The sequence below is a fragment of the Streptomyces sp. NPDC104226 genome, from assembly GCF_055584085.1.
The window spans coordinates 253,015-279,937 of the sequence record NZ_JBVJMS010000008.1 but is presented as its reverse complement, the minus strand read 5'-3'; the positions used below and the strand labels follow the sequence as shown (position 1 = coordinate 279,937).

24 protein-coding genes, 6 tRNA genes and 1 pseudogene are annotated in these 26,923 nt (G+C 73.7%); 12 read left to right on the top strand and 19 right to left on the bottom strand.

Translation table 11 applies throughout. The features are described 5' to 3' along the window. Positions 1–57 precede the first annotated feature (57 nt). Positions 58–2,577 (top strand): SCO7613 C-terminal domain-containing membrane protein, encoded by a 2,520-nt coding sequence (locus ACZ60J_RS25620; RefSeq protein ID WP_469685268.1) that lies wholly within the window; start codon positions 58–60, stop codon positions 2,575–2,577. A gap of 136 nt (positions 2,578–2,713) precedes the next feature. Here the strand turns inward: ACZ60J_RS25620 and ACZ60J_RS25615 are convergent. Next, positions 2,714–2,785: transfer RNA gene (locus ACZ60J_RS25615), tRNA-Val, on the bottom strand. Between the two features lie 58 nt (positions 2,786–2,843). Then, positions 2,844–3,326 carry a TIGR02611 family protein gene (locus ACZ60J_RS25610; protein ID WP_469685266.1) on the bottom strand — a complete coding sequence of 161 codons (483 nt, stop codon included), beginning with the start codon at positions 3,324–3,326 and terminating at the stop codon, positions 2,844–2,846. Between the two features lie 177 nt (positions 3,327–3,503). On the opposite strand from ACZ60J_RS25610, the gene ACZ60J_RS25605 reads away from it, so the two are divergent. Beyond that, a complete protein-coding gene (locus ACZ60J_RS25605) occupies positions 3,504–3,917 on the top strand; it encodes an SsgA family sporulation/cell division regulator (protein ID WP_030011909.1) in 414 nt (137 codons plus the stop codon). 230 nt (positions 3,918–4,147) lie between these two features. Further along, on the top strand, positions 4,148–4,774 hold the full coding sequence (locus tag ACZ60J_RS25600) for a CGNR zinc finger domain-containing protein (RefSeq protein WP_469685264.1): 627 nt from the start codon (positions 4,148–4,150) through the stop codon (positions 4,772–4,774). A gap of 235 nt (positions 4,775–5,009) precedes the next feature. Here ACZ60J_RS25600 and ACZ60J_RS25595 read toward each other — a convergent pair whose 3' ends face one another. Next, a complete protein-coding gene (locus tag ACZ60J_RS25595) occupies positions 5,010–5,453 on the bottom strand; it encodes a hypothetical protein (protein ID WP_469685262.1) in 444 nt (147 codons plus the stop codon). Positions 5,454–5,663: 210 nt separating this feature from the next. Here ACZ60J_RS25595 and ACZ60J_RS25590 point away from each other — a divergent pair, with 210 nt between their 5' ends. Continuing rightward, a complete protein-coding gene (locus ACZ60J_RS25590) occupies positions 5,664–6,161 on the top strand; it encodes a DsbA family protein (protein ID WP_469685260.1) in 498 nt (165 codons plus the stop codon). 21 nt (positions 6,162–6,182) lie between these two features. Here the strand turns inward: ACZ60J_RS25590 and ACZ60J_RS25585 are convergent, their stop codons facing one another. From ACZ60J_RS25585 to ACZ60J_RS25575, 3 genes are read right to left on the bottom strand one after another with little or no spacing between them, the layout of a single operon-like run. Next, the gene (locus ACZ60J_RS25585) at positions 6,183–7,007 is read right to left on the bottom strand and encodes a GNAT family N-acetyltransferase (RefSeq protein ID WP_469685258.1); all 825 of its coding nucleotides are present in this window, start codon (positions 7,005–7,007) and stop codon (positions 6,183–6,185) included. A gap of 57 nt (positions 7,008–7,064) precedes the next feature. After that, a complete protein-coding gene (locus tag ACZ60J_RS25580; protein WP_469685256.1) occupies positions 7,065–7,892 on the bottom strand; it encodes an aminotransferase class IV in 828 nt (275 codons plus the stop codon). Next, positions 7,889–9,010: a chorismate-binding protein gene (locus tag ACZ60J_RS25575; protein ID WP_469685255.1), complete on the bottom strand. Its 1,122-nt coding sequence runs from the start codon at positions 9,008–9,010 to the stop codon at positions 7,889–7,891. Before ACZ60J_RS25575 ends, ACZ60J_RS25580 begins: the two co-directional genes overlap by 4 nt. A gap of 180 nt (positions 9,011–9,190) precedes the next feature. Between ACZ60J_RS25575 and ACZ60J_RS25570 the strand changes: the two genes are divergently transcribed. The 5 genes from ACZ60J_RS25570 (at position 9,191) to ACZ60J_RS25550 (ending at position 9,675) form a co-directional block, all read left to right on the top strand. Beyond that, a tRNA-Gly gene (locus ACZ60J_RS25570) sits at positions 9,191–9,263 on the top strand. Positions 9,264–9,308: 45 nt separating this feature from the next. Beyond that, positions 9,309–9,382 (top strand) — tRNA-Cys (locus tag ACZ60J_RS25565). Position 9,383: 1 nt separating this feature from the next. Then, a tRNA-Val gene (locus tag ACZ60J_RS25560) sits at positions 9,384–9,455 on the top strand. 19 nt (positions 9,456–9,474) lie between these two features. Then, positions 9,475–9,546: transfer RNA gene (locus ACZ60J_RS25555), tRNA-Val, on the top strand. Positions 9,547–9,600: 54 nt separating this feature from the next. Next, a tRNA-Val gene (locus ACZ60J_RS25550) sits at positions 9,601–9,675 on the top strand. Positions 9,676–9,735: 60 nt separating this feature from the next. Here the strand turns inward: ACZ60J_RS25550 and ACZ60J_RS25545 are convergent. The 3 genes from ACZ60J_RS25545 to ACZ60J_RS25535 all read right to left on the bottom strand — a co-directional run bounded on the left by ACZ60J_RS25545 (position 9,736) and on the right by ACZ60J_RS25535 (position 11,842). Then, positions 9,736–10,056, bottom strand: coding sequence for a TFIIB-type zinc ribbon-containing protein (locus ACZ60J_RS25545; protein ID WP_382974478.1), 321 nt, complete (start codon positions 10,054–10,056; stop codon positions 9,736–9,738). Between the two features lie 65 nt (positions 10,057–10,121). Continuing rightward, positions 10,122–11,306 carry a phosphotransferase family protein gene (locus ACZ60J_RS25540; RefSeq protein ID WP_469685253.1) on the bottom strand — a complete coding sequence of 395 codons (1,185 nt, stop codon included), beginning with the start codon at positions 11,304–11,306 and terminating at the stop codon, positions 10,122–10,124. Between the two features lie 350 nt (positions 11,307–11,656). Beyond that, positions 11,657–11,842, bottom strand: a complete 186-nt coding sequence (locus tag ACZ60J_RS25535; RefSeq protein ID WP_382757518.1) for a hypothetical protein — start codon at positions 11,840–11,842, stop codon at positions 11,657–11,659. Between the two features lie 553 nt (positions 11,843–12,395). Here ACZ60J_RS25535 and ACZ60J_RS25530 point away from each other — a divergent pair. Continuing rightward, positions 12,396–13,643: a serine/threonine-protein kinase gene (locus ACZ60J_RS25530; RefSeq protein WP_469685251.1), complete on the top strand. Its 1,248-nt coding sequence runs from the start codon at positions 12,396–12,398 to the stop codon at positions 13,641–13,643. Positions 13,644–13,658: 15 nt separating this feature from the next. Here the strand turns inward: ACZ60J_RS25530 and ACZ60J_RS25525 are convergent, their stop codons facing one another. The 10 genes and pseudogenes from ACZ60J_RS25525 to ACZ60J_RS25480 all read right to left on the bottom strand — a co-directional run bounded on the left by ACZ60J_RS25525 (position 13,659) and on the right by ACZ60J_RS25480 (position 26,058). Further along, complete coding sequence (locus ACZ60J_RS25525) at positions 13,659–14,471, bottom strand: TrmH family RNA methyltransferase (protein ID WP_469685250.1); 813 nt, start codon at positions 14,469–14,471, stop codon at positions 13,659–13,661. 66 nt (positions 14,472–14,537) lie between these two features. Further along, on the bottom strand, positions 14,538–15,752 hold the full coding sequence (gene cobA, locus ACZ60J_RS25520) for a uroporphyrinogen-III C-methyltransferase (protein WP_469685249.1): 1,215 nt from the start codon (positions 15,750–15,752) through the stop codon (positions 14,538–14,540). A 181-nt stretch (positions 15,753–15,933) separates the two neighbouring features. Beyond that, positions 15,934–16,365 carry a hypothetical protein gene (locus ACZ60J_RS25515; protein WP_469685248.1) on the bottom strand — a complete coding sequence of 144 codons (432 nt, stop codon included), beginning with the start codon at positions 16,363–16,365 and terminating at the stop codon, positions 15,934–15,936. Positions 16,366–16,478: 113 nt separating this feature from the next. Further along, the gene (gene cobT / locus ACZ60J_RS25510; RefSeq protein ID WP_469685246.1) at positions 16,479–19,760 is read right to left on the bottom strand and encodes a nicotinate-nucleotide--dimethylbenzimidazole phosphoribosyltransferase; all 3,282 of its coding nucleotides are present in this window, start codon (positions 19,758–19,760) and stop codon (positions 16,479–16,481) included. Between the two features lie 229 nt (positions 19,761–19,989). Further along, the gene (gene cbiE / locus ACZ60J_RS25505) at positions 19,990–21,207 is read right to left on the bottom strand and encodes a precorrin-6y C5,15-methyltransferase (decarboxylating) subunit CbiE (RefSeq protein WP_469685244.1); all 1,218 of its coding nucleotides are present in this window, start codon (positions 21,205–21,207) and stop codon (positions 19,990–19,992) included. Between the two features lie 269 nt (positions 21,208–21,476). Next, positions 21,477–22,094 (bottom strand): annotated as a pseudogene (locus ACZ60J_RS25500) (GNAT family N-acetyltransferase); the annotation flags it as partial. 242 nt (positions 22,095–22,336) lie between these two features. Continuing rightward, complete coding sequence (locus ACZ60J_RS25495; protein ID WP_469685242.1) at positions 22,337–23,200, bottom strand: MetQ/NlpA family ABC transporter substrate-binding protein; 864 nt, start codon at positions 23,198–23,200, stop codon at positions 22,337–22,339. 100 nt (positions 23,201–23,300) lie between these two features. Continuing rightward, positions 23,301–23,969 carry a methionine ABC transporter permease gene (locus ACZ60J_RS25490; RefSeq protein ID WP_469685240.1) on the bottom strand — a complete coding sequence of 223 codons (669 nt, stop codon included), beginning with the start codon at positions 23,967–23,969 and terminating at the stop codon, positions 23,301–23,303. Continuing rightward, on the bottom strand, positions 23,966–25,009 hold the full coding sequence (locus ACZ60J_RS25485) for a methionine ABC transporter ATP-binding protein (RefSeq protein WP_469685238.1): 1,044 nt from the start codon (positions 25,007–25,009) through the stop codon (positions 23,966–23,968). Before ACZ60J_RS25485 ends, ACZ60J_RS25490 begins: the two co-directional genes overlap by 4 nt. A 374-nt stretch (positions 25,010–25,383) precedes the next feature. Next, positions 25,384–26,058, bottom strand: coding sequence for an HAD-IA family hydrolase (locus tag ACZ60J_RS25480; protein ID WP_469685236.1), 675 nt, complete (start codon positions 26,056–26,058; stop codon positions 25,384–25,386). A 68-nt stretch (positions 26,059–26,126) separates the two neighbouring features. Between ACZ60J_RS25480 and ACZ60J_RS25475 the strand changes: the two genes are divergently transcribed. Together ACZ60J_RS25475 and ACZ60J_RS25470 are read left to right on the top strand one after the other, a co-directional pair. Next, a complete protein-coding gene (locus ACZ60J_RS25475; RefSeq protein ID WP_389437424.1) occupies positions 26,127–26,495 on the top strand; it encodes a hypothetical protein in 369 nt (122 codons plus the stop codon). After that, positions 26,488–26,922, top strand: a complete 435-nt coding sequence (locus ACZ60J_RS25470) for a hypothetical protein (protein WP_469685235.1) — start codon at positions 26,488–26,490, stop codon at positions 26,920–26,922. Before ACZ60J_RS25475 ends, ACZ60J_RS25470 begins: the two co-directional genes overlap by 8 nt. Position 26,923: the final 1 nt, after the last annotated feature.

Sequence of the window (26,923 nt, the reverse complement as noted above, 5' to 3'; positions counted from 1 at the left end):
GGAGATGAGTACGCGCACCCATGTCCTGACGGGGTGACGGGCGCCACACTCCGAACCATGACCAACCCCCTGCCGCCGGCCGAGGAGCTCGTGCTCATCGACCGCGAACTGATCCAACTCGACGCCCGGCGCCACTTCCTGCTGAGTCGCCGTGCGTGGCTGCTGGGCGCCCAGGCACCCCACGCGTGGGGTGCGCCGGCCAGGCCGCCGGTGCCCGGGCAGGGAGCGGAGGCCTCGGCGCCCGGCGCGCAGAACGTGCTGCTGGTCCTGGGCGCGGTGCTGCTGGCCGTCGCGGCGCTGGCGTTCACGCTGGTCAGTTGGGGCTCCCTGGGGATCGCCGGGCGCAGCGCGGTGCTCGCCGTGGTCACGGCGGCGGCGCTGGGCGCGCCGGTGGCGCTGCTGCGCCGGGGGCTGCGCTCGACCGCCGAGGCGGTGGGCGCCGTCGGTCTGCTGCTGACGGTGCTGGACGCGTACGCGCTGTACGCGGTCGGCATGCCGGAGGTGGACGGCACCGCGTACGCGGCCGGTGCCGCCGCGGTCCTGGCGGCGGGGTGGGCGGGGTACGGGCGCTCCCTGCCGGCGCTGCGGATCCCGGTCCCCGCGGCGCTGCTGACGGCGCAGCTCCCGCTGCCACTGGCCGCGCTGTCCGCCGGGGCGGCGGGGCTGGACCTGGCCTGGGCCCTGCTGGGGACGGCGGCGCTGGACGCGGGGCTCGTGCTGCTGCGGCCCGGGCGCTGGTCCCGCTGGGCGGGCGCGGCGGGCTCGGTGGCGGGCGGGGCCGCGCTGCTGACGGGGCTGGTGGAGTCCGCGGCGGCGGAATCGACGGGCGCGGCACTGGCGCCTTCGGTGCGGCTGGCGGCGGTGGCCGTGCTCGCGCTGGTGGTGGCGTGGCGGGCTGCCGCGATGCGAGCGGCCTTCGCCGCGGCCGGCGCCCTCGCGGCGGTGGCGGCGCTGGGCGGCCTGGTCCGGCCCGAGCTGAGCCCGCCCTGGGCGGCGGTCGCGTACCTCGTGGTGGCCCTGCCACTGCTGGGAGCCCTACGGGTCTCCGCGCTCCCGGAGCCGGTCCGCCGCGGCCTCGCCCTGGCCGGTGCGGGGGTGGCCGTCCTGCAGGCGGTGGCCTCCGTGGCGTGGGTGGCGACGGTGCTGGTGGGCCGGCTGCGGGTGCTGGAGGAGGTCTGGTCGGTGACGACGCCCGCGTCGGCGGCCGCGGACGGCCCGGGGCTCGCGGCGCCGGTGTCGCTGCTGCTGACGGCCGGGGCGGCGTGGTGGCTGGTCCGGGTGGTCCCGGGGCGGCCGGAGCCGGGGGTGGCGGCGGTGGCCCTGGGCTGGGCGGCACTGTTCACGGCCCCCGTGGTCCTCGAGGCGGCCCCGGGCGCGGTCCTCGCGACGCAGCTCGCGGTGACGCTGGCGGCGGGCCTGCTCGCGCTGCGCTCCGCGGTGACGCCGATCGCCGACGCCCCCGCGAAGACCGCGGCGGGCGCCGCGACGGCCGGCGGCAACCCGGCGGCCTCCGGGACCGGGACCGCCGACGACGGCCGCCTCGCGGGCCCGTGGTCCGCGGCGGTCCGCGACGGCAGCCCCACGGGCTCCGGGACCGCGCCCGCCGCCCGTCTCGGGCTCGTCGGGGTCACCGCGGGCGTGTGTGCGCTGGTGGGGGCCCTGAGCGTGTCCGTGGCGGCTCTGGACGGCCGGCTGGCGACCTTCGGGGTGCTCGGCCTGCTGGGGGCCGCCTGCGCGGCGGGAGCGGCGTACGGGCGCGCTCCGGAGTGGGCCCGCGCGGGGGCCGCGGCGCTCGCCGTCGGGTACGCGGCGCTGCTCGCGGTGGCGCTGGGTGCGCTGCTGGAGCGGCCGGTGGCCTGGTGGGCGCCGCCGGTGCTGGTGGTCCCGGCGGCGGTGGCGGCGCTCGGGCCGCGGCTGGGCGTCGTACGGGTCCCGGCCGAGGTCGCGGCGGCCGCCTCGGGCCTCCTCGCGGTGGCCCTGGCCACCGGGGACGCTCCGGTGCTCGCGCTGGTCCTGGCGCTGGCCGGGGTGGTGTGCGCGGCGGCGGCGGTGCGGCCCGAGCGCCGGTCGGCGGCGGGCTGGCCGGCCGGGGTGCTCTTCCTCGCGGCGACCTGGGTACGGCTGGCGGCTTCGGAGGTGACGGTGCCCGAGGCGTACACCCTGCCGGTGACGGCGGCGGCGCTGGCCGTGGGATTCCTGCGGCGGCGGCGCGATCCGCTGGCCGGCTCCTGGACGGCGTACGGGCCGGGTCTGGCGGCGACGCTGCTGCCGAGCACCCTCGCGGTGTGGGGCGATCCGCACTGGCTGCGGCCGCTGCTGCTGGGGACGGCCGCGCTCGGGGTGACCCTGGCCGGTGCCCGCGGCCGGCTCCGCGCGCCGCTGTTGCTGGGCGGGGCGACGCTGACGGCGGTGGCACTGCACGAGCTGACCCCGTACGTGGTCCAGGTCGTGGACGCGCTGCCGCGCTGGCTGCCGCCGGCCCTGGCCGGGGTGCTGCTGCTGGCGGTGGGGGCCACCTACGAGAAGCGGCTGCGCGACGCCCGTCGGCTGCGGGAGGCGATCGGGCGCCTGAAGTAGCCCGGCCCCGGGACCCGGTCTCGGGTCCCGCCGTCCGGCCCGGGCTCCAGGGCCGGACGGGTGCGGGCCTTGGGCCGGACGGGGGAAAACGCCAGAGGCCCGGAGACTGTGAAAGTCTCCGGGCCTCTGGTCCGGGTGGGCGATACTGGGTTCGAACCAGTGACCCCTTCGGTGTGAACGAAGTGCTCTCCCACTGAGCTAATCGCCCGGACGCACCGCAAACATTACCGCATGTCAGCGGTGCTCTCCGCCATGGTCCGGCGGGCTCACTGGTCCTTGAGGTTCCAGGGCAGCACGAGCCCGTACTTCCACAGGTAGAAGCCGATCAGGACGCCCGCGATCACGAGCCCGACGCTGGTCAGGATGATGTTGCGGCGGCGGACCTTGGGGTCCAGGGCCTTCTGGGCGGCTTCGCTGACCTTGCGCTTGGTCCAGCGCAGGGCGAGGTGGGCCCAGGCGAATTCGGTGGCCCAGATCGCCAGGCCCGCGAAGATCGCCACCCAGCCCGGTCCGGGCAGGACCAGCATGGCGACGCCGGCGCCGATGACGGCGAGGCCGACGACGAAGACGCCGACCTGCCAGCTCAGGTGCAGGCTCCGGTTGGCCTTGATGAAGGCCGGCGCCTTCGAAACGTGCGGCGCCTCCTCGGCGGCGGATTCCGCTGCGGCTCCCTCTGCGGATTCGGCGGCGGAATCGGCTGCGGATCCGGCGGCGGACTCGTTGGTCTCGCGGTTACTCCCCGTGTTCATGGGGTCGAATCTACCGGAGGTCCCAGCACACGTGAATGGTCGTTTGGATCCGCCGTCCGAGGGACCCAGAGGTCCGCAAAACGGTCAGAGGGGTTTACAACGGCACCGTAGGTGGCATGTCGATTTCGCCGACGTGCGAATCCCCGAGCGCACACTGAGCGAAAGGCCCTGGCGCTTATGAACACCACGGTCAGCTGCGAGCTGCACCTGCGCCTCGTTGTGTCGAGCGAGTCCTCACTGCCTGTTCCCGCGGGCCTGCGGTATGACACGGCCGACCCCTACGCCGTGCACGCCACCTTCCACACCGGCGCCGAGGAGACGGTCGAATGGGTATTCGCCCGCGACCTCCTCGCCGAGGGCCTTCACCGGCCCACCGGTACCGGCGACGTCCGTGTCTGGCCGTCCCGCAGTCACGGTCAGGGGGTCGTCTGCATCGCCCTGAGCTCACCGGAGGGAGAAGCACTGCTCGAAGCACCCGCCCGAGCACTGGAGTCGTTCCTCAAGCGGACGGACGCCGCGGTCCCACCCGGGACCGAACACCGGCACTTCGACCTCGACAAGGAGCTCTCCCACATCCTGGCCGAATCCTGAGCCAGGCCTACAGAGGGAACCCTCCCCCGGCTGAGCCCGGGGGCCGTACGACACCGTCCGACTCGGGGCGACGGTGCACGGCGGACAACCACATACGGAAGTACCGGCGCTGTTCATGCGGGAGCCACCCGCATGGACGGCGCCGGTGCGCTTTCGGGTGACCCGCTAGAGTCGGCCACCAGCGGCGGCAGCAGACCGTCACCGCAGGCCCGGCCCTTGAGGGAGACCCCGTGCAGATCCCCCACGACACCCGTCGCGCGCTCGACGTCGTCGTCGCGCTGGTGAACACCTCGGCCGAGACCGAGCAGCCCGACGGGCTGGCTGACGTGAACGCGCTGCGCGGCTTCGTCCACGAGTACGCGATCAGCGACGTCGGCGAGCTCAGCGCCCGCGACCTCGCCGGCGTGCGCACGGTCCGCGGCAAGTTCGCCCAGATCTTCGCGGCGCCCACCGCGCGCGCGGCCTCCGTGCTGATCAACGAGCTGGTCGCGACGGCGGGCACCACCCCGCAGCTGACGAACCACGACGGCTACGACTGGCACGTGCACTACTTCGCCCCGGGCGCCTCGGTGGGCGACCACCTGGCGGCCGACGGCGGCATGGCGCTGGCCTTCATCGTGGTCTCGGGCGAGCAGGAGCGGCTGCGCCGCTGCGAGGCCCCGGACTGCCGGCGGGCCTTCGTCGACCTGTCCCGCAACCGCTCCCGGCGCTACTGCGACAGCCGTACCTGCGGGAACCGGCTGCACGTGGCGGCGTACCGGGCCCGGCGCAAGTCGGAGCTGGGCACGGAGCCGGGCTCAGAGCAGGAAGAGATCGTGCACGGCGGCGAGCAGCAGCAAGCCGCCGATCACGCCTAGGAAGATCATCAAGGGCGGCTGGGAGAGCGCGAAGAGGCAGCCTCGCGGCTCCTCGGCGACGGGAACGGTGGCCGGCACGGAAACGGCGGGCTCACCCGATGAAGTGTCGGGCATGTCGGGGCGATGATGGCCCAGCGGGCCCGCACGCGCCCCTCAACACGCCAGACGGAGCACGTGAGTTCACCGGATCCCATCAGATCAGGTGGTTCCCGTCCCGGATCGCCCCGCGGCCGGGTCAGATGCCGTGCTTCTTCAGGATCGCCTCGATGTCGGAGAAGTCCTCGGCGGGAGCGGCGGCCGGGGCGGGCCGCGAGCGGGCACCGTCGCCCAGCGAGGGCGCGGAAGCAGCCGGGGCGACGGCCTCCTGCGCCGGGCGGCCCTTGGCGGCCTTCGGCCGCTTCTGCCTCCCCTCCCCCGCGCCCGCTCCGCGCCGTTCTATCGCGCGGGTGGTCACGAAGAGGAGCCAGGCCAGCCCCAGCACGGCGAAGCCGGCCCAGACGGTGGGCTTGAAGACGATCCCGGTGGCCCACGCCACGACGCCCGTCATCACGAGGCCGACGGGTACCAGCGAGTACGCCGCGATCCTCGTGGCCGCGAGGAATCGCTTGCGGTAGGCGGTCAGCGCGGCGATGCCCAGGCCCGCCGCGGACACCGCGGAGCAGATGGTCTCGGCGAGCATGCGGGGCCTCCAGGGGCGGGACGGCCACAGCGGCCGCGGCGGACCCGGCCGACGGGCCGGGCGTTCTGTCCCCATCCATCCTGCACCGGCCACCCTCGCCCTGGCCACGTCCGGAGCCCCCCGCGGGCGGATCTCCGGGACATCTCCGGGTCCCGTCTCCTCCCCAGGTCCCGGTCCCTGCCCATCCCTCCGGACTGGGAGACTGTCCACATGACCGATTCCGTGATCCTCGACGTCTGGTGCGAACTTCAGTGCCCGGACTGCCACAGCGCCCTGGACGACGTGCGCGCCCTGCGGGCCCGCTACGGCGACCGGCTGGACATCCGGCTGCGCCACTTCCCGCTGGAGAAGCACAAGCACGCCTTCGCCGCCGCGCAGGCCGCGGAGGAGGCCGCCGAGCAGGGGCAGGCCTGGCCCTACGTGGAGGCCGTCCTCGCCCGCACCGCGGAGCTCGCGAAGTCCGGCGAATCGGTACTGGTCGAGGTCGCGCGTGAACTGGGCCTGGACTCCGAGGAGTTCGACACCGCCCTGATCGACGGCCGGCACATCCTGATCGTGGACGCCGACCAGGCCGAGGGCAAGGCGATCGGCGTGACCGGAACCCCGACGTACGTGATCGACGGGCAGCGCCTCGACGGCGGCAAGAGCCAGGAGGGCCTGCGCGAGCGCATCGAGGAGATCGCCGACCGGCTGCTCGGCGCCGCCTAGGCCGTCTCCGCAAGCGGCGGCCTAGACGAGGTCCTTGGCGTAGTTGAAGTTCGTCGTCCGGTAGCCGAGGGACTCGTAGAGCCGCAGGGCCGGGACGTTGTCCGTGAAGACGTGCAGGGCGAGCACCCGGTGGCCGGCGGCGAGGGCGGTGCCCTCCGCGAGGAGCATCAGGTCCCGGCCGTGGCCGCGGCCCCGGTGCTCCTCGGCGACCGCGACGTCGTAGACGTACGAGTCCCCGCCGTTCGGCGCGACCCAGACGGTGCCCACGGGGACACCGGCCGCCTCCAGCACGGAGAAGCTGACACCCGGCGAGGCAAGGCCCTGGGGCAGCATGGACGCGTGGTCGCTCACCGACTTCGCCCGTGCGGCCTCGGCCGGCATGCCACGGCTGACCCAGTCCTGCGCGTAGCCCTCCAGGGCCTGCGCGTGCCAGCGCTCGAACTCGGGCTCCGTCATCGGGCGCCCGGCCACCCCCTCGGACAGGGCGGGCGGCCCGGCCGGGAGCTCCTTGGCCATGTTGCGGCTGTACTCGGCGTACCCGAGGGAGCCCGCCAGCCGCAGGCCGCCCTCCGAGCCGGCCGGCACCGAGACGCGGATCCGGCGGCAGCCCCAGCCGCGCAGCACTTCCTCGGCGGCGAGCGCGGCGACCGTGGCACGGCCGCGCCGCCGGTCGGGCTCCTCGACGGCGAGGTCGCGGATCTCGGCGACCGTCGGCCCGAAGGGGGTGTCCGCGGCGAGCAGCAGGGCGCCGACGCGCCTGCTGTTGACGCGGATCTCGTACGGGCGCGAGCGCGCCCCGCCGGTGCTCTGCTGAAGCGGCCCGCTCGGCCGCAGGGTGGTGGTCATCAGTCGAGTTCTACCCGCCCTGCGGCCCGAAGCACAGCAGATATGTCCGGCCCCCGGTCAGGAGCGGGGGTCGGCGTCCTCGGCGGAGCGGGCGTCGAAGATCCGCATGGCCTCGGCCGTGACGGGGCCGGGGGCGGTGCCCAGCTCGCGCCCGTCGATCCGTACGACGGCCTGGACGTCGCGCAGGGAGGAGGTCAGGAAGACCTCCTCCGCCTGCTCCAGCGCTTCGAAGGGCAGGTCGGTCTCCTTGGCCCCGCACCATTCGGTGACGAGCGCGCGGGTGATGCCCGCGAGGCAGCCGGAGGCCACGGGCGGAGTGTGCAGCTGTCCGTCGAGGACGACGAACACGTTGGAGCCGGTGCCCTCGCAGAGCCGCCCGACGGTATTGGCGAAGAGGGCCTCGGAGGCGCCGGCCCGGTGGGCGGCGGCGAGCGCGACGACGTTCTCGGCGTACGAGGTGGTCTTCAGGCCCGCCACGGCGGAGCGCTCGTTGCGCACCCACGGCACGGTGACCACGGCGGTGGTGTCGGGGCGGCGCGTGGCCCCGGCCAGCGCGACGATCAGCGTCGGGCCGGCCTCGCCGCGGTCGGAGCCGAGCGGGGAGACGCCCCCGGTGTAGGTGACGCGGAGCCGGCCGAGCGGGACCGGATTGGCCTCCAGTACGGCGGCGCAGGCGCGGCGCACCTCGTCCAGGTCCGGGTCCGGGAGTCCGAGCCCCCGGGCCGAGCGGGTCAGCCGCTCCAGGTGCCGGGTGAGTGCGAAGGTCGCGCCGCGCTCCGCCTTGAGCGTCTCGAAGACCCCGTCGCCGACGGTGAGGCCGTGGTCGAACACGGACACCTTCGCTTCGTCGGCGTCCCGCAGTGTTCCGTCGAGCCAGATCCTCACCGTACGGTTCTCCCTCTTTCGTCGGTCTGTACTTCCGTCGGGCCCGCCGCGGCGCCCGCACCGGTGGGACCGGCCGCGTGCGCCTCGACGGCTCCCGACGCTACCCGCAGCAGGCGGGCGGCCTTCAGCTCGGTCTCCGCCCACTCGCGGTCGGGGTCGGAGCCCCAGGTGATCCCGGCACCGGTGCCGAAGAGCAGCCGGGGTCCCCCGGGGGCCGTGCGGTCGATCCAGAAGGTCCGGATGCCGACGGCGAGTTCGGCCGTACCCCGGTCGGCGTCGACCCAGCCGATGCCTCCGCAGTAGGGGCCGCGCGGGGCGGTCTCCAGGGCCTCGATGATCCGCAGGGCGGAGGATTTGGGGGCTCCGGTGACGGAGCCGGGCGGGAAGGTCGCGGCGAGCAGCTCGGGCCAGCCGGCGCCCTCGGCGAGCTCCCCGGCGACGGTGGAGACGAGGTGGACGAGGCCCGGGTGCTCTTCGAGCGCGCACAGCTCCGGGACGGTCACCGAGCCGGTGGCGCAGACCCGTCCGAGGTCGTTGCGTACGAGGTCCACGATCATCACGTTCTCGGCGTGGTCCTTGGGCAGCAGGTCGGCGGCGGTGCGGCCGGTGCCCTTGATCGGGCCCGACTCGACGCGACGGCCGGTGCGGCGCAGGTAGAGCTCGGGCGACGCGGTGGCGATCTCGACGCCGTGGGCCGGCAGCCGAATCGTTCCTGCGTACGGGGCGGGGTTGCCGCGGGCGAGCAGCGCGGTCAGGGCGTCCACATCGGCGCCCACCGGGTCGGGGAGCGGCGCGGACATCACGCGGCAGAGGTTCGCCTGGTAGACCTCCCCCGCCTCGATGTGCTCGCGGATGCGGCGTACGCCCGCGGTGTACGCGGCGCGGCCGAGGGAGGAACTCCACTCGTCGGCGTCGGGGCCGCGCCACGCCCCGGGGACGGGGACGGGCACCGGGTCGGGGCGTACGTCCCCGAAGCGCGCACAGACGAGACGGCCTTCGAAATCGGCCGTCACCGCCCAGAAGCCGGTGGAGTCGAGGGCACCAGGATCACTGGTGACGTCTCGGAGGTCGGTCGCGAGAAGGCCGCCGAAGCGGGCGAGGGGAGGCAGGTCGTGCACGGCTGCGAGTCTATGACCGGTGACGCCCGGGCGCCGGTGAGGCGTCCGCCGGGTGACCGGCGGTGATCGGGCGGCAGCACGCTGCGGAAACGCGTTTTTGAGCTGGCCCGGGAATCCGCTAGAGTTCAACACGTCGCCAGGGAGCGAAGGGGAAAAACCCCGGAGCGAACACGGTGACCTGCGGACGTAGCTCAGTTGGTAGAGCACCACCTTGCCAAGGTGGATGTCGCGAGTTCGAGTCTCGTCGTCCGCTCTGAGGTGGGGGATCATCTTCCCGAGGACCCCCTGCTTGCTCCATGGTGGAGTGGCCGAGAGGCGAGGCAACGGCCTGCAAAGCCGTCTACACGGGTTCAAATCCCGTCTCCACCTCCAAGGACGATTAGCTCAGCGGGAGAGCGCTTCCCTGACACGGAAGAGGTCACTGGTTCAATCCCAGTATCGTCCACTGGTCCGCAAGGATCCCCGCGCGATTAGCTCAGCGGGAGAGCGCTTCCCTGACACGGAAGAGGTCACTGGTTCAATCCCAGTATCGCGCACGCAGTATGCTTCACACCTGCCACCTGCGGTGCTCGCACCGTGAACGTGGTCCCGCGCGATTAGCTCAGCGGGAGAGCGCTTCCCTGACACGGAAGAGGTCACTGGTTCAATCCCAGTATCGCGCACCAGATGTCCGAAAGCCCCGGCCGTTCCCACGGCCGGGGCTTTCGCGTGTGCGCGGTCCGAGCTCAGGAGGAGAAGAGCATCCGGCCGAAGCCGCCCTTGCGGTGGCCGTGACCGTGGCCGTGGCCGTAGCCGCCGTGCTGCGGGGCACCCCAGGCGGGCGCGGGGGCCGCGTGCTGCTGCGGGTACGCGACCGGGGCGGGCGCCGGCGGGGCGGCCGGGGGCGGGACCTGGCCGTACTGGGCGGTGTACTGGGACTCCAGGCGGGTCAGCGCCTCCAGCTCGCCGTAGTCGAGGAAGATCCCCCGGCAGCCGCTGCACTGCTCGATCTGGACACCGTTGCGGTTGTACGTGTGCATCATCGCGTGACACTTCGGACACTGCATGACCGGATCAACTCCTCGCCGTTCGCGTCGACACCGGATGCGTACCCGGTGGCGTGAGGCTCACCCTACGACGGAGGCTTCGGCTCCAAGTCGGGCGGGAGGGAGGCAATTCGGGCACAGGCCTCCACCATCAGCCGCTCCACGTCGTCGAGTCGGCGCCGCTCGCCGGCGGCCTTGGCGAGGGCCAGCGCGGCCGTCTGCACGGTGAGCGCGCGGGCCGCGAGGTCGAGTTCCGGCCAGGGGTCGCTGCCGGGTGGACCGGCCGCCGGGCCGCCCGCGGCGCGGTACGCGTCGAGGAAGCGCAGCCAGGTCCCGGTGTCCAGCAGCCCGGCGGCGTACCAGGCCGCGGGCCGGGCGAGGTCCCAGGCGGGCGTGCCGAGTCCCAGGTCGTCCACGTCGATCAGCCGCCAGCCCCCGGCCGGGCCCCGGACCAGCTGCCCGAGGTGCAGGTCCCCGTGGCAGAGCGCCCCGCCGGACGGCGCCGGGCCCTCCCCCCGGGCCCACCCCGGAAGCGTGGCCGCGGCGGCCCGTACGAGCCGCGCCAGCTCCGCGGCGTCGGGATCCGGGCCCGTCGGCCCGGCCGGGACCGCCTGCCCGGCGGGAATGGCCAGGACGGCCCGGCGGGCCCGGTCGGCGCGGCCGGAGGAGGACCCGGCGGCGAGCGCGGCAGCCGCCCCGGCCCGGGGCGGGGCGCCGCCGGAGCCGTGGCCGTCGTCGGAGGGGCGTTCCCGGGCCGGGCGCCCCGGCCGTACGCCGCTCGGCCCGTCGGCCCCGGCACCCGCGGGCACCGGCGCGGGCGCGGCGCGCCCCGCCACGGCCGGGGCCCCCGGCGGGTGCGCCGCGGCGAGGCGGTGGAGGGCGCGGGCGAGTTTCGCCGGGCCGCGCATCGGGGGGAGCGGGTACGGGAGGTGGTGGAGCGGGGTCCGGTGGAGGGCGGCCAGGAGCTCCGCGGCGGGCTCCCAGGGGGCCTCATCGGGGCGGTCCGGGGCGACCGGAGCACCGTAGGGCCACAGGGAGACGGGCCGGGAGCCGACCAAGCCGAGCCCGGTGCGCAGCGGGGGCAGCAGGACCCCGGCCAGCGCGGGGTCCCCGGCCACGCGGATCCGTACCGCCAGGGCGTCGGGATCGCTGTCGCCCGCGTGCGCCTTGGCCACGACGTCCCCGCAGCGGACCACGGTGCCGTCGTCGCGGTCCGCGAGGAGCACGTACTCCACCGCGCCCGCGTACGCGGCGAGCTCGGCCGCGCTCACTCGCTCCAGCGGAACCACGCCTCGGCTCTCCCCGCGCTCCGCACCCGGGCGGGTGCTCCTCGGGACGAGGGTACGCAGCACGGGGCCGGGCGGCAGTGGCGGCGCCGCCGTCCGTGCACCGCAGGCCGCCACCGGGGCGAATCCGGTGCCGAGCGGCGCGCAGGGGGGCGTCAGGAAGGGGTGTACGCGGGCATGAACAAGCGGGCATGAAAAAGGGTGCTGCGCGTCCGGCTCCCCAGCCGTACGCGCAGCACCCTTCACCTGCCGTCCGTCGACCGCTCCCCCGTCCCCACGGGGTTCGGTCGGTGACAGTCCCGGCCCAGGCCGCTCTCCTGGGCCCGGGGCGCCGCTCAGCGCCCCAGCATCACGCTTACGGACGACGCCTGCGCCGCCACCTGGTCGAAGCCTCCGAAGAGGAAGAGCAGGACGGCGGCCAGGGGGAGCACCATGGCCGCGGCCACCAGTGGATGGCGACGACCGGACTCATGGCTGTTGAACGCGAATGCCTTGCGTCCCTGCCGTGCGATGTCCGCCATGGTCCTCTCCCTGTCGTTTGGCAGCGGCGGGTTCATGACCTCGGGGGACGAGTGACTCCACCCGCCGCTTGTCTTCAACACTAGGTGCGGGAAAGGCTTGTGGCCTCATGCCTTCGTACCCATTGCCTGGCCTCCAGGAGGATGACGAGCCCACCCCGCGCGTACTCCCCTGGGTGGAGACCCGTCCCCCGGTCTGAGGGTCATCCCGGAGGGGATGACCGGAGCGTAGTGACTTCGCTCACTTCCGTCACTCACCGCACACACGAGGCCCCCGACCAGGCGCTCCCAAGATCAACCGGACGGGTCCGCTCCGACCGGCGGCCGCCGCTCCCCCACTACCCCGCCCCGGACCCCAATTCCCTTGCGTCCGGCCCGGCTTGGCCGAACGGCCCCGCTCCGCACATGCGTCCTACCGGTGGTCCGGCAACTCCCCAAGTGGACCGCCCCGTACTGACAATCGAATCCCCCGGCGAGGGCGCGGCCTCTGAGCGCGCATGCCGGATGGTCCGTAAGCTGTGCCACGTCAACAGGACGACCGGTCAGCGGGGTGGACATGGCGATGATGCGGCTCCGGCGCGAGGACCCGCGTGTCGTCGGCTCGTTCAGGCTGCACCGGCGCCTCGGCGCCGGCGGCATGGGCGTCGTCTATCTGGGCTCCGACCGGCGCGGACAGCGCGTCGCGCTCAAGGTGATCCGGCCGGACCTGGCCGAGGACCAGGAGTTCCGTTCGCGCTTCGCGCGCGAGGTCTCCGCCGCCCGGCGGATCCGCGGCGGGTGCACCGCGCGGCTGGTCGCCGCGGACCTGGAGGCGGAGCGCCCCTGGTTCGCCACGCAGTACGTGCCCGGCCCCTCCCTGCACGACAAGGTGGCCGAGGAAGGCCCCCTGACGGCTTCGGCCATCGCCGCCATCGGCGCCGCGCTCTCCGAGGGACTGGTCGCCGTACACGAGGCCGGGGTGGTCCACCGCGACCTCAAGCCCTCGAACATCCTGCTGTCGCCCAAGGGCCCGCGCATCATCGACTTCGGGATCGCCTGGGCCACCGGCGCCAGTACCCTCACGCACGTGGGAACGGCCGTGGGCTCCCCCGGCTTCCTCGCTCCCGAGCAGGTGCGCGGCGCCGCCGTCACCCCCGCCACGGACGTCTTCTCCCTCGGCGCCACCCTCGCCTACGCGGCCACCGCCGACTCGCCCTTCGGGCACGGCAGTTCCGAGGTCATGCTGTACCGGGTGGTGCACGAGGAGCCCCACCTCCAGGGTGTTCCCGACGCGCTCGCACCCCTCGTACGGGCCTGCCTGGCGAAGGACCCCGAAGAGCGGCCGACCACGCTCCAGCTGTCGATGCGGCTCAAGGAGATCGCGGCCCGCGAGGCGCACGGGATGGGCGACGTCCGCCCGCCGGCGCAGCGTGCGCGGACCGAGCGGCCGACGGGGCGGCTGCCCGAGGGGTACCTGGAGGACGCCGAAGGGTACGCCGGCCAGCGCACGGAGCGCCGCAGCGCCGGCACCCCCCTTCCGGGGCGTCCGGGCACGGGCACCGGAGCGGGGCAGGGCAAGGCGCAGGCCAAGGGCCAGGGACCGCGCGGCGGTCCGGACTCGCGGCCCTCCTCGGCCCGGGGCACCGGCTCGCGGGGCCCCGGCTCCACCGCCGGGCGTACGGGCGGCCGCCCGGCTCCCCGTACGACGGGCACCGGACGGCGGCCGTCCCGGCCGGACCCCAAGCTGATGCGCCAGCGCCTGATCGTCTTCGTCGTGGTGACGTTGCTCGTGGCGCTGGGCATCGCCCTGGCCCAGAAGCTGTAGGCCGCGTCCGGGACCCTACGGGCGGCCGCTGGCCACCGCGTAGAAGGCGACGGCCGCGGCCGCGCCCACGTTCAGCGAGTCCACGCCGGCCGCCATGGGGATCCGTACCCACTCGTCCGCGGCGACCAGCGCCTGGGTCGACAGGCCGTCCCCCTCCGCGCCCAGCATCAGCGCGACCCGCTCCAGCGACTGCGGGGCGGCCTCGTCGATCGGCGAGGCCTTCTGGTGCGGGGTGAGGGCGAGCAGCTTGAAGCCGGCCTCGCGGACCGAGTCCAGGCCCTTGGGCCAGGCGTCCAGGCGGGCGTACGGGACGGAGAACACCGCGCCCATGGAGACCTTGACGGAGCGCCGGTAGAGCGGGTCCGCGCAGTCGGGCGAGAGCAGCACCGCGTCCATGCCGAGCGCGGCCGCGCTGCGGAAGATGGCGCCGATGTTGGTGTGGTCGTTCACCGCTTCCATGATGACCACGCGCCGGGTGGTGGCGAGCAGCTCCTCGGCCGTGGGCAGCGGCTTGCGCTGCATGGAGGCGAGGGCGCCGCGGTGCACGTGGTAGCCGGTGACGCGCTCGGCGAGCTCCGGGCTGACGGCGTAGACCGGGGCCGGGAGCTCGTCGATGACGTCGCGCATGACGTCGACCCACTTCGCGGAGAGCAGCATCGAGCGCATCTCGTAGCCGGCGTCCTTGGCGCGTCTGATCACCTTCTCGCCCTCGGCGATGAAGAGACCTTCCGCGGGCTCGCGCCTGCGCCGGAGTTCTACGTCGGTCAGGCCCGTGTAGTCGCGCAGGCGCGGGTCGTCGGGGTCCTCGACGGTGATGAGATCAGCCACAGGGTGATACTGCCTTGTCCTGGGTGCGGTGCCAACGGCTCTGCGGGGTTGCGGGATTGCGGGGTGTCACTCGGCGTCGGGCCGGTGCACCTTCACCACGTCACCGATCACGATGACGGCGGGCGGCCTGACGTCCTGGGCCTTGACCGTCTCCCCGACCGTGGCCAGGGTGGCGTCCACCCGGCGCTGGGAGGCGGTGGTGCCCTCCTGGACGACGGCGACGGCGGTGTCGGCGGAGCGGCCGTGACGCACCAGCGCCTCGGCGATCAGACCGATCTTGTCGACGCCCATCAGGACGACCAGGGTGCCGGTGAGCCTGGCCAGCGAGGCCCAGTCCACCAGCGAACGCGGGTCGTCGGGGCCGACGTGCCCGCTGACCACGGTGAACTCGTGGGCCACGCCCCGGTGCGTGACCGGGATGCCGGCCGCGCCGGGCACCGAGATGGAGCTGGAGATGCCGGGCACCACGGTGCAGGGGATGCCGGCCTCGGCGAGGGCCTGGAGCTCCTCCATGCCGCGGCCGAACACGTACGGGTCCCCGCCCTTGAGCCGGACCACGGCCTTGCCGGCCTTGGCGTGGGTGATGAGGGCGTCGTTGATGGCCTCCTGGGCCATGAAACGGCCGTACGGGATCTTCGCGGCGTCGATGACCTCGACGTGCGGCGGGAGCTCGTCCAGGAGGTCACGGGGGCCGAGCCGGTCCGCGATGACCACGTCGGCCCCGGCGAGGAGGCGGCGGCCGCGGACCGTGATCAGGTCCGGGTCGCCGGGCCCGCCGCCGACGAGGGCCACGCCCGGCGTGTGCGGGCGTGCGGCGGTCAGGGAGCCGTCCCGCAGCCCCTCGACGACCGCGTCGCGGACGGCGGCGGAGCGGCGGGGGTCGTTGCCGCTCAGCACGGCGACGGTGACGCCCTCGACCCGGCCGGTGGCCGGGGTCCAGGCGCTCGCGGCCTCGGCGTCGTCCGCGCGGACGCACCAGATCCGCTCGCGCTCCGCCTCGGCGGAGGCGGTGTCGTTGGCGGCGCGGTCCCGGGTGGCCACCAGGGCGTACCAGGCGCCGGCCAGGTCGCCGTCCTCGTAACGGCGGCGCTCCCAGCGGATCTCGCCGGTCTCCGCCATGGCGTCCACGGAGGGGGTCGCGGAGGGCGAGATCAGGACGATGTCGGCGCCGGCCGCGATGAGCGCGGGCAGCCGGCGCTGGGCGACCTGCCCACCGCCGATCACGACGACGCGGCGGCCGGCGAGCCGGAGTCCTACGGGGTACGCGGGGGTGTCGGCCATGGCGGGGCTGCTCCTGAGGGCGGCGGGGTGGGCCGCTGCGGCATTGGAGCGGCGAGGTGGGTGCGTGCAGTGCGGTACTGCTGCTCCAAGATACGGCCCCACCTGGGCGGAAGCATGCCCCGGGGTCCGCAATGGCCGGTGGACGTCCCGGCCGGAGCGGCCGGTTCAGCCCTCTTCGTCGTCACGGGGACCGGTCATGGCCGGGTCGTCCCGGGCGGGCGGGGCCTGCGGGGAGGCCGGCGAGCCGACGGGGACGCGGGAGATCCGGGACGTCTCGGTCGCGCATCCGTACCGGTCCCCGGGCTCCGGGCGGGCGACCAGCCGTCCCCTGCTGTCGAGGGGGGGTGATCCCGGCATCGATCTCCACGTTGGCACCACCGGGCTCCTGGGCGGCGGTCAGCCGCCTGCGCAGGGGCCGGTCCGGCCGCTGGTCCTCGCCCAGGCCCTCGTAGCGGACGGCGTCCGGGCCGGGCGCGCCTTCGGCACGCCGGAGCAGCCTGCGCAGTTCCCGCCGCGACCAGACCGTGCCGAGGGGCACACCGCCCTGGGTGACGGTGCGAAGGCCCCGGTCGTTCGGTGCGTGGACGACCACGATCGGGGTGGTGTCTGCCATGGGACCAGACTCGGTGCGCCCACGGCGTCCCGCACCGCGGATTGCGCCGTTGAGCCGACCCCGCCGCAACCTGCCGGCGGGCCCGTACGAGCGGGCCCGCCGGCAGGTCCGGGTTACTTCTCGGTGACGCCCGCCGAGTCGAAGGTGGCGACCTCGTGCATCGCGCGGGCCGCGCTCTGCACCAGCGGCAGCGCCAGCAGCGCCCCCGTACCCTCGCCGAGGCGCAGGTCCAGGTCGACCAGCGGACGCAGGCCGAGCTTGTTCAGGGCCGCCACGTGGCCCGGCTCCGCGCTGCGGTGGCCGGCGATGCAGGCCGAGAGGGACTCGGGGGCGATGGCGCGGGCCACCAGGGCGGCCGCACCTGCGCTGACGCCGTCCAGGATCACCGGGGTGCGCAGGGAGGCGCCGCCGAGCAGGAGGCCCACGATCGCCGCGTGCTCCAGGCCGCCGACGGCCGCCAGGACGCCGATCGGGTCCGCCGGGTCCGGCTGGTGGAGTTCCAGCGCGCGGCGCACGACCTCGACCTTGCGGGTGTGGGTCTCGTCGTTGATGCCCGTGCCGCGGCCGGTGACCTCGGACGGGTCGACCCCGGTGAAGACCGAGATGAGGGCCGCCGACACCGTGGTGTTGGCGATGCCCATCTCGCCTGTCAGGAGCGCCTTGTTGCCCGCCGCGACCAGGTCGCGGGCCGTCTCGATGCCGACCTCGATGGCGGCGACGGCTTCCTCGCGGGTCATCGCCGCCCCGACCGACAGGTCGGCCGTGCCCGGGCGGACCTTGCGGGGCAGGAGGCCCGGGGTCGCGGGCAGGTCGCCGGCGACGCCGACGTCGATCACGCAGACCTCGGCGCCCACCTGGTTCGCGAACGCGTTGCACACGGCGCCGCCGCCCAGGAAGTTGGCCACCATCTGCGTGGTGACCTCCTGGGGCCACGGGGTGACCCCCTGGGCGTGCACGCCGTGGTCACCCGCGAAGATCGCAACCGCGGCGGGCTCCGGGATCGGCGGCGGGCAGACCCGCGAGAGGCCGGACAGCTGGGCCGAGATGATTTCGAGCATGCCCAGGGCCCCGGCGGGCTTGGTCATGCGCTTCTGCCGCTCCCACGCCTCGCCGAGCGCCTTCGCGTCGAGCGGGCGGATGCTGGCGACCGTCTCGGAGAGCAGGTCGTGCGGCTCCTCGCCGGGCAGCGCGCGGCGCCCGTACGTCTCCTCGTGCACGACCCAGGAGAGCGGACGGCGCTGCGACCAGCCGGCCTGCGCGAGCTCGGGCTCGTCGGGGAACTCGTCCACGTACCCGATGCACAGGTACGCGACGACCTCCAGGTGCTCCGGCAGGCCGAGCTCGCGGACCATCTCGCGCTCGTCGAAGAAGCTGACCCAGCCGACGCCCAGCCCCTCGGCGCGCGCGGCGAGCCAGAGGTTCTCCACGGCGAGGGCCGAGGAGTACGGGGCCATCTGCGGCTGGGTGTGCCGGCCCAGGGTGTGGCGGCCGCCGCGGGTGGGGTCGGCGGTGACCACGATGTTCACCGGCGTGTCGAGGATGGCCTCGATCTTGATTTCCTTGAACTGCTTGGCGCGGCCCTTGGGCAGCGACTTCGCGTAGGCCTCGCGCTGGCGCTCCGCGAGCTCGTGCATGGTCCGGCGGGTCTCGGCGGACTTGATGACGACGAAGTCCCACGGCTGGGAGTGGCCGACGCTGGGCGCCGTGTGGGCCGCCTCCAGGACGCGCAGCAGCACCTCGTGCGGGATGGGGTCCCGGCGGAAGCCCTTGCGGATGTCACGGCGCTCGCGCATGACGCGCAGGACGGCCTCGCGCTCGGCGTCGGCGTATCCGGGGGCCGCCTCGGTCACCGGGGCCTCGGGCTCCGCTTCCGGCTCGGGCTGCGGCTCGATCCCCGCCTCGGGAGCCTCAGGGGCCTCGGCGGCCTCGGCGGCCTCGGCGGCCTCCGGCTCCAGCGGTACGTCGGCCTGCGCGTCGGCGGCCGGCTCGGGCTCGGCGGCCACGGCGACGGGCTCGGGCAGGGGCTCCGCCTCCTCGGCCTGAACCACCGTTTCTGCGGGCTGCGGCTCGGGCTGCGGCTCCACGACCGGCTCGGGCGCGGGCTCGACGGCGGCCGGGGCCTCGGGAACCGCGACGGGCTCGGGCTCCGGTACGGCGACGGCCTCGGGCTCGACGGCGGCGGGCTCGGCGACGGCGGGCTCGGCGACGGGCTCCGGCGCGGGCTCCACGACCACCGGCTCGGCGACGGCCGCATCCACCGGCACCGGCTCCGGCTCCGCTGCGGGTACGGACTCCTGCACGGGGCCCGGCTCGGGCTCCGCGAAGGCGACGGGCGCCACGACGCTCTCGGCGACGGGCTCGCCGACGGGCGGGGCCACGGGCTCGACGGCGGCCACGGGCTCGGCCGCGGCCGCGGACTCCACCGCGTCTCCCGGAGCAGGCTCCGCGGCCCACGGCGTACCGGCCTGCACCGGGATCTCGGCCGACTGCTGCGCCGGGCCCGGCACGTGCTCGGCCCCGGCCTGCGTGAAGTCGAAGTACTCGGGCCCCGTGGTGGGCGGCCCGGACTGGCGCATCGGGATGGGAGTCGCCGGGGTGCTCAGGGCCGGGGCCACGGGCTCGGGGACCTCGGGGGAAGCGGGTACGGAGGCGACCGGTACGGCAACGGGCGCGACCGGCGCGTGCACCGGGGCCTGCACGGGCGCCGCGGCGGGGCCCCGGTCCGCGAGGGACCGTACGACTCCGCCGGTGGCCTCGGGCACGGGCGGACCCATGTGCAGCGGCCGCCGCACCGGGGCCGCGGCGACGGGCGCCACCGGGGGCTGGGGCTGGGACGCGGCCTGCGGGGCCACGAGGCCGCCGAGGTCGAGCGCGCCGGAGTCCCGGCCGCCGGCCTCGTGCGCACCGGCGCCGTAGGAGGCGTCGGCGTAGGGGGCTTCGGCGAAGGACGGCTGCCCCGCGAACTGCTGCTCCGCGAACTGCTGCCCGTCGAAGGACTGCTGCGGGTAACCGGCGGGCTCGAAGACGGGCGGCGCCTCGGGGACCGGGAGCCCGCCCGGGTGGGGCTGCTGGTACTCCGGGGCACCCGCGAAGTCGGCGTAGGGGCCGTCCGCGTACGGGGCGTCCGCGTACGCGGAGGGCTCGGGGAACTCGGGGAAGGCGGGCACCGGCGGGACGACCTGGGGGTCGCTCCACGCGCCCTGGCTGCTCGGCATCAGCAGCAGTTCCTCGTCCTCCGGCTCGGCCGGGTTGTCCACGAGGTCCTGGAAGGCGTAGCTCCCGGTCGCCGGGGAAGCCGCGGGAACCGGCGGAACCGGGGCGGGGACGCCCTGCTGATCCACCATGCCCGTGCTGTCCGGGAGACCCTCGCCCGGAACCTGGCCGGTGTCAGTCATGCGTACCCCTCGCCCATCGGTGTTGCCTCTTCGACTGCCCGGTCGCCCGCGAGGCCTCACGTACGCCCGCACGACAACCAGTAAGTATTGTCCTGCCCGTTCGCCACCGTGTCGGCCATAACCGCCACGGTCCTCTGTGGACTGCGCCACGTCGCGCGTCCAGCCGGAGCCGCGTGCCCGAATCGTCCGGGCGGTGTGACGATCGGCCAGCCTACCCCGGGGCTCGCGGCTAGGTACGGTCCGGGCGGTGAACCGGGCGTTCGGCGGCCAGCAGGAACACCACGGAGCGCCGTTGTTCGGTCCAGGTACGGGTGTCCAGGGCGACGGACTGGAGCAGCGCGCACTCCACGGCGTACCCGCCCTCGGCCAGGACCCGGCCGATGGCCTCCGCCTCGTCGCGCGTGGAGGCGTGGCTGACGATCCGTTCGGGGCGGCGGTCGGCGACGGCCGCGACGACCGCGGCTCCTCCGCCGCCGACGCGGACGACGTCGGGTTCGGGCAGGGTCTCCAGGACGTGCGGGGCACGGCCGTTGACGACCTGGAGCTGTACGCCCCGGGCCCGGGCGGCGGCGGTCGTCCGTGCGCAGGCCTGGCGGTCGGCGTCGACGGCGATGACGGCGGCGCCGAGGGCGGCGGCGTCCACGGCGAGGGCTCCGGAGCCCGAGCCGATGTCCCAGACGAGGTCTCCGGTGCGCGGGCCGAGCCGGGCGAGCTGGGCGGCGCGCAGCTGCGTGGACTCCCCTTCTCCCACGTCGATCTGCGGGTGGGCCCACCCGCGGCCGCCGGCCGGTGCCGTGCCGCGGCCGAGCAGCCAGGCCGGTTCGGCTGCGGTCGCGGCCGGTCCGGTACCGCCGATGACGATGACCACGTTGGGGTCGCGCCAGCTGTGGTCGGCGGCCTTGTCGGAGGTGAGGACCGTGACCTGCTCCTTGTCGGTGCCGAGTTCCTCGCAGATGACGAAGGTGCGGTGGACGCCTTCGAGCAGCAGGGCGAGTTCGGCGGGGCCGGCGCCGGGCGAGGTGATGACGGCGACCTTGGAGTGGGCGCGGCAGACGTTGACGGCCCGGCGCAGGGTGCGGCTGTGGGCGACGACGACCTGGGCGTCGTCCCAGGGCATTCCAGCGCGGGCGAAGGCGGCGGCGACGGCGGAGACGGCCGGGACGACCTCCACTTCCAGGCCGTGTTCCGGGGCGCGCAGGGTCCGTACGACGCCGAAGAAGCCGGGGTCCCCGTCGGCGAGGACGACGGCGGTGCCGCGGTGGCCGGCGATCCGGCGGGCGGCGAGGGGCAGGCTGCCCAGGCGCACGCGTTCGGCGGTGGGCGGGACTTCGGGGAGTGCGAGGTGGTGGGCGGCGCCGGCCACCAGGGTGGCGGCGGAGAGCGCGGACCGGGCTGCCGCGGTCAGGGGGGAGCCGTCCCAGCCGATCACCGTGACCCGGTCGGCCATCGTCGTCAGTGTCCTGGTGTGGGAGGGGGCCCTTCCCGGCGGTGGCCGGGGCAGGGCGAAGCTTCGTCGAGGGGGGTCGGGCTTCGTGAGACTACCCGGTCATCCGGTCAGTTCCGGTCCGAGAAGAGGGCGTAGCCGTTCGCGTCGTTCGCGTTGGCGCTCGGGACGCGGTGGGCGTCGCCGGCGTCGGTGCGGGGGTCCGCGTAGCCCACGGAGTAGCCGTCCGAGTAGCCGTCCCCGTAGGTGTCCGAGTAGCCGCCTGCGTAGGTGTCGTAGTCGTCGTATCCGCCGTAGCCGTCGGCGTCCTCGTCGAGGTCCTCGGGGACCAGGCCCCAGACGATGAGGTCGCTGCGGGTGTCGGACCAGGAGCCGTCGGGGTTCTGGGTGCGCACTATGCAGGCGTTGCGCAGGACGCCTTCGCTGATGCAACCGGTCTTCTGTGCCACTTGCTGCGAGGCCGTGTTGTCGGCGGCGGTGCGCAGTTCGAGGCGTTCGAAGCGCTGGTCGGTGAAGAGCCAGCGGGCCACGGCGCGGACGGACTCGCTGGCGTATCCCTCGCCGCGGGCCCAGGGGGCGGTGACGTAGCCGACCTCGGTGGTGCGGGTGCGCCAGTCGGTGTCCTGGAGGTGCACGATGCCGACGAGCCGGTGGGTGAGGAACTCGGTGACGGCGAAGACGATGCCGCGGCCCTCGGTGCGCTCCGCGTGAGCGGTCTTGGTGGCCCAGGTGAGCGCGTCGGCGTAGGTGTAGGGGTGGGGGACGGAGGTCCAGGCGGTGACGTGTTCGTCGTTCATCATCTCGGCGAGCGCGGTGACGTCCTCTTCCTCGAAGGGGCGCAGCACCAGCCGGTCCGTGCTGATGGTGACGTCCGGGAAGGTGGTAGTCATGCGCAGCTCCAAGCCTGAGACCGTGGTGCGACCGTGTTGCGAGGCGCCCGTTGCGCGGGACGGTATGCACGGTGCACACGGTCCGCTGCCGCGGGTCTTAGGCCACAGCATGCAGCATCGGCCTGGTGATGTGCAGGGCCGGGCTGCCCGGAAGCGGGCAGCAGCAGGCCCCGTACACCGGTGGGGTGTACGGGGCCGGACGGGCCGGCCCGATCGGGCCGGCCCGGTGCCGCCGGCCCGGTCTAGGCGGCCGGCTTGCCGAAGGCCGGGATGACCGAGCCCTGGTACTTGTCGTCGATGAACTTCTTGACCTCGTCGGAGTTGAGGAGCTTGGCGAGCTTCTGGATCCGCGGGTCGTCCTGGTTGCCGTTCTTGACGGCCAGGATGTTGGCGTACGGGTTGCCCTCGGCCTTCTCCAGGACGATCGCGTCCTTGGCCGGGACGAGCTTGGCCTCGATGGCGTAGTTGCCGTTGATGACGGCGGCGTCCACGTCGTTCAGGGCGCGCGGGACCGTGGCGGCCTCCAGCTCCTTGAACTCCAGGCCCTTCTTGTCGGTGATGTCGGACAGCTTGGCGCCGGTGCCGACACCCTCCTTGAGGGTGATGAGCTTGTTCGCGGCGAGCAGCTGGAGCGCGCGGCCCTCGTTGGTGGGGTCGTTCGGGACGGCGATGGTCTGGCCGGCCTTGATGTCCGTGAGCGCCTTGAACTTCTTGGAGTACAGGCCCAGGGGCTCCAGGTGCACGTTCACGACGGGCACGATGTCGGTGCCGTTCTTCTTGTTGAAGTCGTCGAGGTACGGCACGTGCTGGAAGTAGTTGGCGTCGACCTGGCCCTGCTGGGTGGCGGTGTTCGGCAGGACGTAGTCCGTGAACTCCTTGACGTCCAGCTTGAGGCCCGCCTTGGCCGCGAGGTTGTCCTGGACGAACTTCAGGATGTCGGCGTGCGGGGAGGGCGACGCCGCGACGATCAGGGGCTTGCTCTCGTCGGTCTTGCCGCCGTCGGCCTTGGTGGAGGACGGGTCCGAGGAGCTGCCGCAGGCCGTGAGGCCGAGGGCGAGCGCCGAGACGGAGGCGGCGAGGGCGGTGAGCTTGATGTTCTTGCGCACGAAGAGTGCCTTTCTTGCGTCTTGCTTCATGGATGAGGCCCAAGCACGACAAGTGCGGGCTTTCTTGGGGGAAAGTGGTTCATGTCCGGCTCGGGCCGGTTCAGGCTGTCCGACCGCGCCGGGCGAGGAGGCGTACCACGCCGTCGCCGATGAGCTGGATCACCGTGACGAGCACGATCAGCACCACGACGGTCGCGACCATGAAGCCGGTCTCGAAGCGCTGGAAGCCGTACGTGATGGCCTTGGAGCCGAGCCCTTCGCCGCCGACCGCGCCGGCCATGGCCGAGTAGCCGATCAGCGTGATCACGGTGGTGGTGGCGGCCGCGATCAGCGAGGGCAGCGCCTGCGGGAGGAGCACCTTGCCGACGAGGGTCGGGATGCCGCCGCCCATGGACTCGACGGCCTCGATCAGGCCGTGGTCCACCTCGCGGACGGCGGTCTCGACGAGCCGGGCGAAGAAGGGGATGGCGCCGATGGCGAGCGGGACGATCATGGCCGTGGGGCCGATGAACGTGCCGACGATCGCCGTGGTGACCGGGATCAGGAAGATCAGCAGGATGATGAACGGCAGCGAGCGGCCGATGTTCACGATCACGCCGAGGATCTTGTTGACCGCGCGGTTCTGGAGCAGGCCGCCCTTGTCGGTCAGGACGAGCAGGATGCCGATGGGCAGTCCGCCCAGGATGGTCACCAGGGCGGACCACAACACCATGTAGAGGGTGTCGAAGGTGCCCTGCGTGAGCAGCGGCTGCATTTCGGACCAGGTCACTTCGCACCATCCTTGACCAGCTCGGCCAGTTCGCCGTCGATTTCCACGACGTCCACCTGCAGGCCCTGCTCGCGCAGGAAGCCGACGGGTACGACGTTGTCCTCGTAGCGGCCGGGCAGCTCGATGCGCATGCGGCCGATCTGCCGGCCTGCGACGGTGTCCATCGCGGCGCCGAGGATCGATATGTCGATGTTGTAGGTGCGTGCCAGCTGGGAGATGACCGGCTGGGTGGCGGTCTCGCCGTGGAAGGTCACGTCGATGACCGTGTGCTCCGCGGTGGTCGCGGCCCCGGTCAGCGGGAACAGTTCGTGGGCGAGCTCGGAGCCGGGGGTGGCCAGCAGCTCGGTGACGGTACCGGCTTCGATGATCCGGCCCCCCTTCATCAGCGCGGCCGAGTCGCAGACGGACTTGACCACGTCCATCTCGTGCGTGATCAGCAGGACGGTCAGGCCCAGCCGGCGGTTGAGGTCGCGCAGCAGCTGGAGGATCTGGCGGGTGGTCTCGGGGTCCAGGGCGCTGGTGGCCTCGTCGGAGAGCAGCACCTTCGGGTCGCCGGCCAGGGCGCGGGCGATGCCGACGCGCTGCTTCTGGCCGCCGGAGAGCTGACCGGGGTAGGACTTGGCCTTGTCGGCGAGGCCGACGAGGTCGAGCAGTTCGGCGGCCTTGCGGGAGCGCTCGCGGCCGGAGATCCCGAGGATCTCCAGGGGCAGCTCGATGTTGCCCTGGACGGTGCGCGAGGACAGCAGGTTGAAGTGCTGGAAGACCATGCCGATGCGGCTGCGGGCCTCGCGGAGCTCCTTGCCCGCGCGGCGGCCCCGGCCGGCGAGGGCGGTGAGGTCGACGCCGTCCACGGTTACGGTGCCGGCGGTGGGGCGCTCGAGCAGGTTCACGCAGCGGATCAGGGAGGACTTTCCGGCGCCGCTCTGGCCGATGACTCCGTAGACCTCGCCCTCGCGGACGTGCAGGTCGACGCCGTCCAGGGCGGTGACCTCGCGGCCACGGGACTGGTAGACCTTCGTGAGGCCCGATGTGGTGATCACAGGATTTCCGTCGCTGTCGAGTGCGCGGCGCAGCGGGTGCCGGGCACGGGGCAAACATCTGGGGACGCGATACGGGGCGAACCATCAGAAATCGACGGTTGCGGCGCATGCGCGGGGCAGGAGCGTTCCGGGTTCACACGGGGGTGCCGGGAGTTGCTCGGCCGGTCTCGCTTCGGGGCGTGAGACCTGGGGCAGGGGCCCTCAGAAGGCGCGCATTCGACACATACAACGAGCACCGGGCGTCATCGTCGCCTCGGTCGCAAGGGTGCGGCTGCTCGTCGTGGTCATGGGCCCAGTAAACCAGACGTTCCCCGTCAGCGATCAAAGGCGTCCGAATAGCGGACGGATTTCGGCCGCATAGCGGACAACACCGGTCAGGGCCGATCGTCCGTCTCGATCCGCACACCATCGGCTCCGACCAGCACGGACACGGCCGAGAGGTCCCGTACGACCACGTCCGCGTCGAGCTCCCCGGCCGGGTGCGTTGTGGTCAAGGCCACGGTGGTCATCCCGGCCGCACGGCCCGCGGCCAGACCGGCGGGGGCGTCCTCGAAGACCACGCAGCGGGCCGGGTCCACGCCGAGCCGGGCGGCCGCCAGGAGGAAGGGCTCCGGGTCGGGCTTGCCCCGGGTGATGTCGTCGGCGGCCACCAGCTCGGCGAAGTCGATGCCGACCTCCCGCAGCCGCGCCTCGGCCAGCGGACGGGTCGCGGAGGTGACCACGGCCCAGCGGCCCGCGGGAAGGGCCGACAGCAGTTCCTTGGTGCCGGGGAGCAGCACCACGCCGCCCGCCACGTCCTCGGTCTCCAGCACCTCGATGCGGGCGAGCGCCGCGGCCCGTACGTCCTCGGGCAGCAGGTCGGCGATGATCTCCGCGGCCGGGCGGCCGTGGAGTTCCACCGCGGCGAACTCCTCCTCGGTGATCCCGTACTCCCGGGCCCAGCGGGTCCAGCAGCGGTGCACCGACTCCATCGAGGAGACGAGCGTGCCGTCGTTGTCGAACAGCAGCGCGTCGAATTGCGGGCCGAGCTTCCCGTGCAGCAGGTTCATACCTTCCAGGAAAGCCCGGGGGCAGGGGTGAGCGCATCGGGTCTTTCGGCCCGTAATACCCTCGCTGCATGCTCGACGCCCTGACGGTCGCCATCGGCGTGGCCGCACTCGCCCTCGCCGCCTGGTGCGGTTTCGCCGCCTCGCGGGACCAGCCGACCAAGGACTGGCACTTCATCGGCATGGCCGTGGTGACCGTCCTGGTCCTGGCCCAGCTGGTGATCGGCCTGGTCCAGCTCGCACGCGGCGAGAAGCCCGGCCAGGGCACGGTGCTCTTCCTCGCCTACCTGGTGGGCGCCTTCGCGACCATCCCGGCGGCGGGGCTGCTCTCGCTGAGCGAGCGGACCAAATGGGGTTCGGTGACGGTGGCCGCGGGAGCGGTCGTCCTCGCCGTGCTCGAAGTACGGCTCTACGACATCTGGGGAAACACCGGTGCCTGATACCGACACGGACGCCACGGCCGCCGCCACCCCGCCGGCCGGGCGCAAGCGGCTGGTGACCGGGCCCGGGGTGCTGCTGGTCTGGTTCTACGGAGTGATCACCGTCGGCGCGGTCTCGCGCTCGATCTACCAGATCTCCACCGAGTTCGACCGGGCTCCGCTCGCGTACTCGCTGTCGGCCGTGGCCGCGCTCGTCTACGCCTTCATCACGTACTCGCTCGTGCGCGGCGGCGAGACGGCCCGCAAGGCGGCGCGGATCTGCTGCGCCGCCGAGCTGGCCGGCGTACTCGTCGTGGGCACCTGGACCCTGGCGCGGCCCAAGGCCTTCCCCGACGCGACCGTGTGGTCGGACTTCGGGATGGGCTACCTGTTCATCCCGGTGATCCTGCCGATCACCGGGATGCTCTGGCTCAGGAACAGGCGTTAGG

Excerpts from the sequence above, each read along its gene's own strand:
- ACZ60J_RS25480 (WP_469685236.1), bottom strand. The coding sequence starts at position 26,058 with ATGAACCTGCTGCACGGGAAGCTCGGCCCGCAATTCGACGCGCTGCTG.
- ACZ60J_RS25535 (WP_382757518.1), bottom strand. The coding sequence starts at position 11,842 with ATGGCGGACATCGCACGGCAGGGACGCAAGGCATTCGCGTTCAACAGC.
- ACZ60J_RS25605 (WP_030011909.1), top strand. The coding sequence starts at position 3,504 with ATGAACACCACGGTCAGCTGCGAGCTGCACCTGCGCCTCGTTGTGTCG.
- ACZ60J_RS25610 (WP_469685266.1), bottom strand. The coding sequence starts at position 3,326 with ATGAACACGGGGAGTAACCGCGAGACCAACGAGTCCGCCGCCGGATCC.
- ACZ60J_RS25530 (WP_469685251.1), top strand. The coding sequence starts at position 12,396 with ATGGCGATGATGCGGCTCCGGCGCGAGGACCCGCGTGTCGTCGGCTCG.
- ACZ60J_RS25475 (WP_389437424.1), top strand. The coding sequence starts at position 26,127 with ATGCTCGACGCCCTGACGGTCGCCATCGGCGTGGCCGCACTCGCCCTC.
- ACZ60J_RS25595 (WP_469685262.1), bottom strand. The coding sequence starts at position 5,453 with ATGCTCGCCGAGACCATCTGCTCCGCGGTGTCCGCGGCGGGCCTGGGC.
- cobA (WP_469685249.1), bottom strand. The coding sequence starts at position 15,752 with ATGGCCGACACCCCCGCGTACCCCGTAGGACTCCGGCTCGCCGGCCGC.
- cbiE (WP_469685244.1), bottom strand. The coding sequence starts at position 21,207 with ATGGCCGACCGGGTCACGGTGATCGGCTGGGACGGCTCCCCCCTGACC.
- ACZ60J_RS25545 (WP_382974478.1), bottom strand. The coding sequence starts at position 10,056 with ATGCAGTGTCCGAAGTGTCACGCGATGATGCACACGTACAACCGCAAC.
- ACZ60J_RS25585 (WP_469685258.1), bottom strand. The coding sequence starts at position 7,007 with ATGACCACCACCCTGCGGCCGAGCGGGCCGCTTCAGCAGAGCACCGGC.
- ACZ60J_RS25620 (WP_469685268.1), top strand. The coding sequence starts at position 58 with ATGACCAACCCCCTGCCGCCGGCCGAGGAGCTCGTGCTCATCGACCGC.
- cobT (WP_469685246.1), bottom strand. The coding sequence starts at position 19,760 with ATGACTGACACCGGCCAGGTTCCGGGCGAGGGTCTCCCGGACAGCACG.
- ACZ60J_RS25515 (WP_469685248.1), bottom strand. The coding sequence starts at position 16,365 with ATGGCAGACACCACCCCGATCGTGGTCGTCCACGCACCGAACGACCGG.
- ACZ60J_RS25590 (WP_469685260.1), top strand. The coding sequence starts at position 5,664 with ATGACCGATTCCGTGATCCTCGACGTCTGGTGCGAACTTCAGTGCCCG.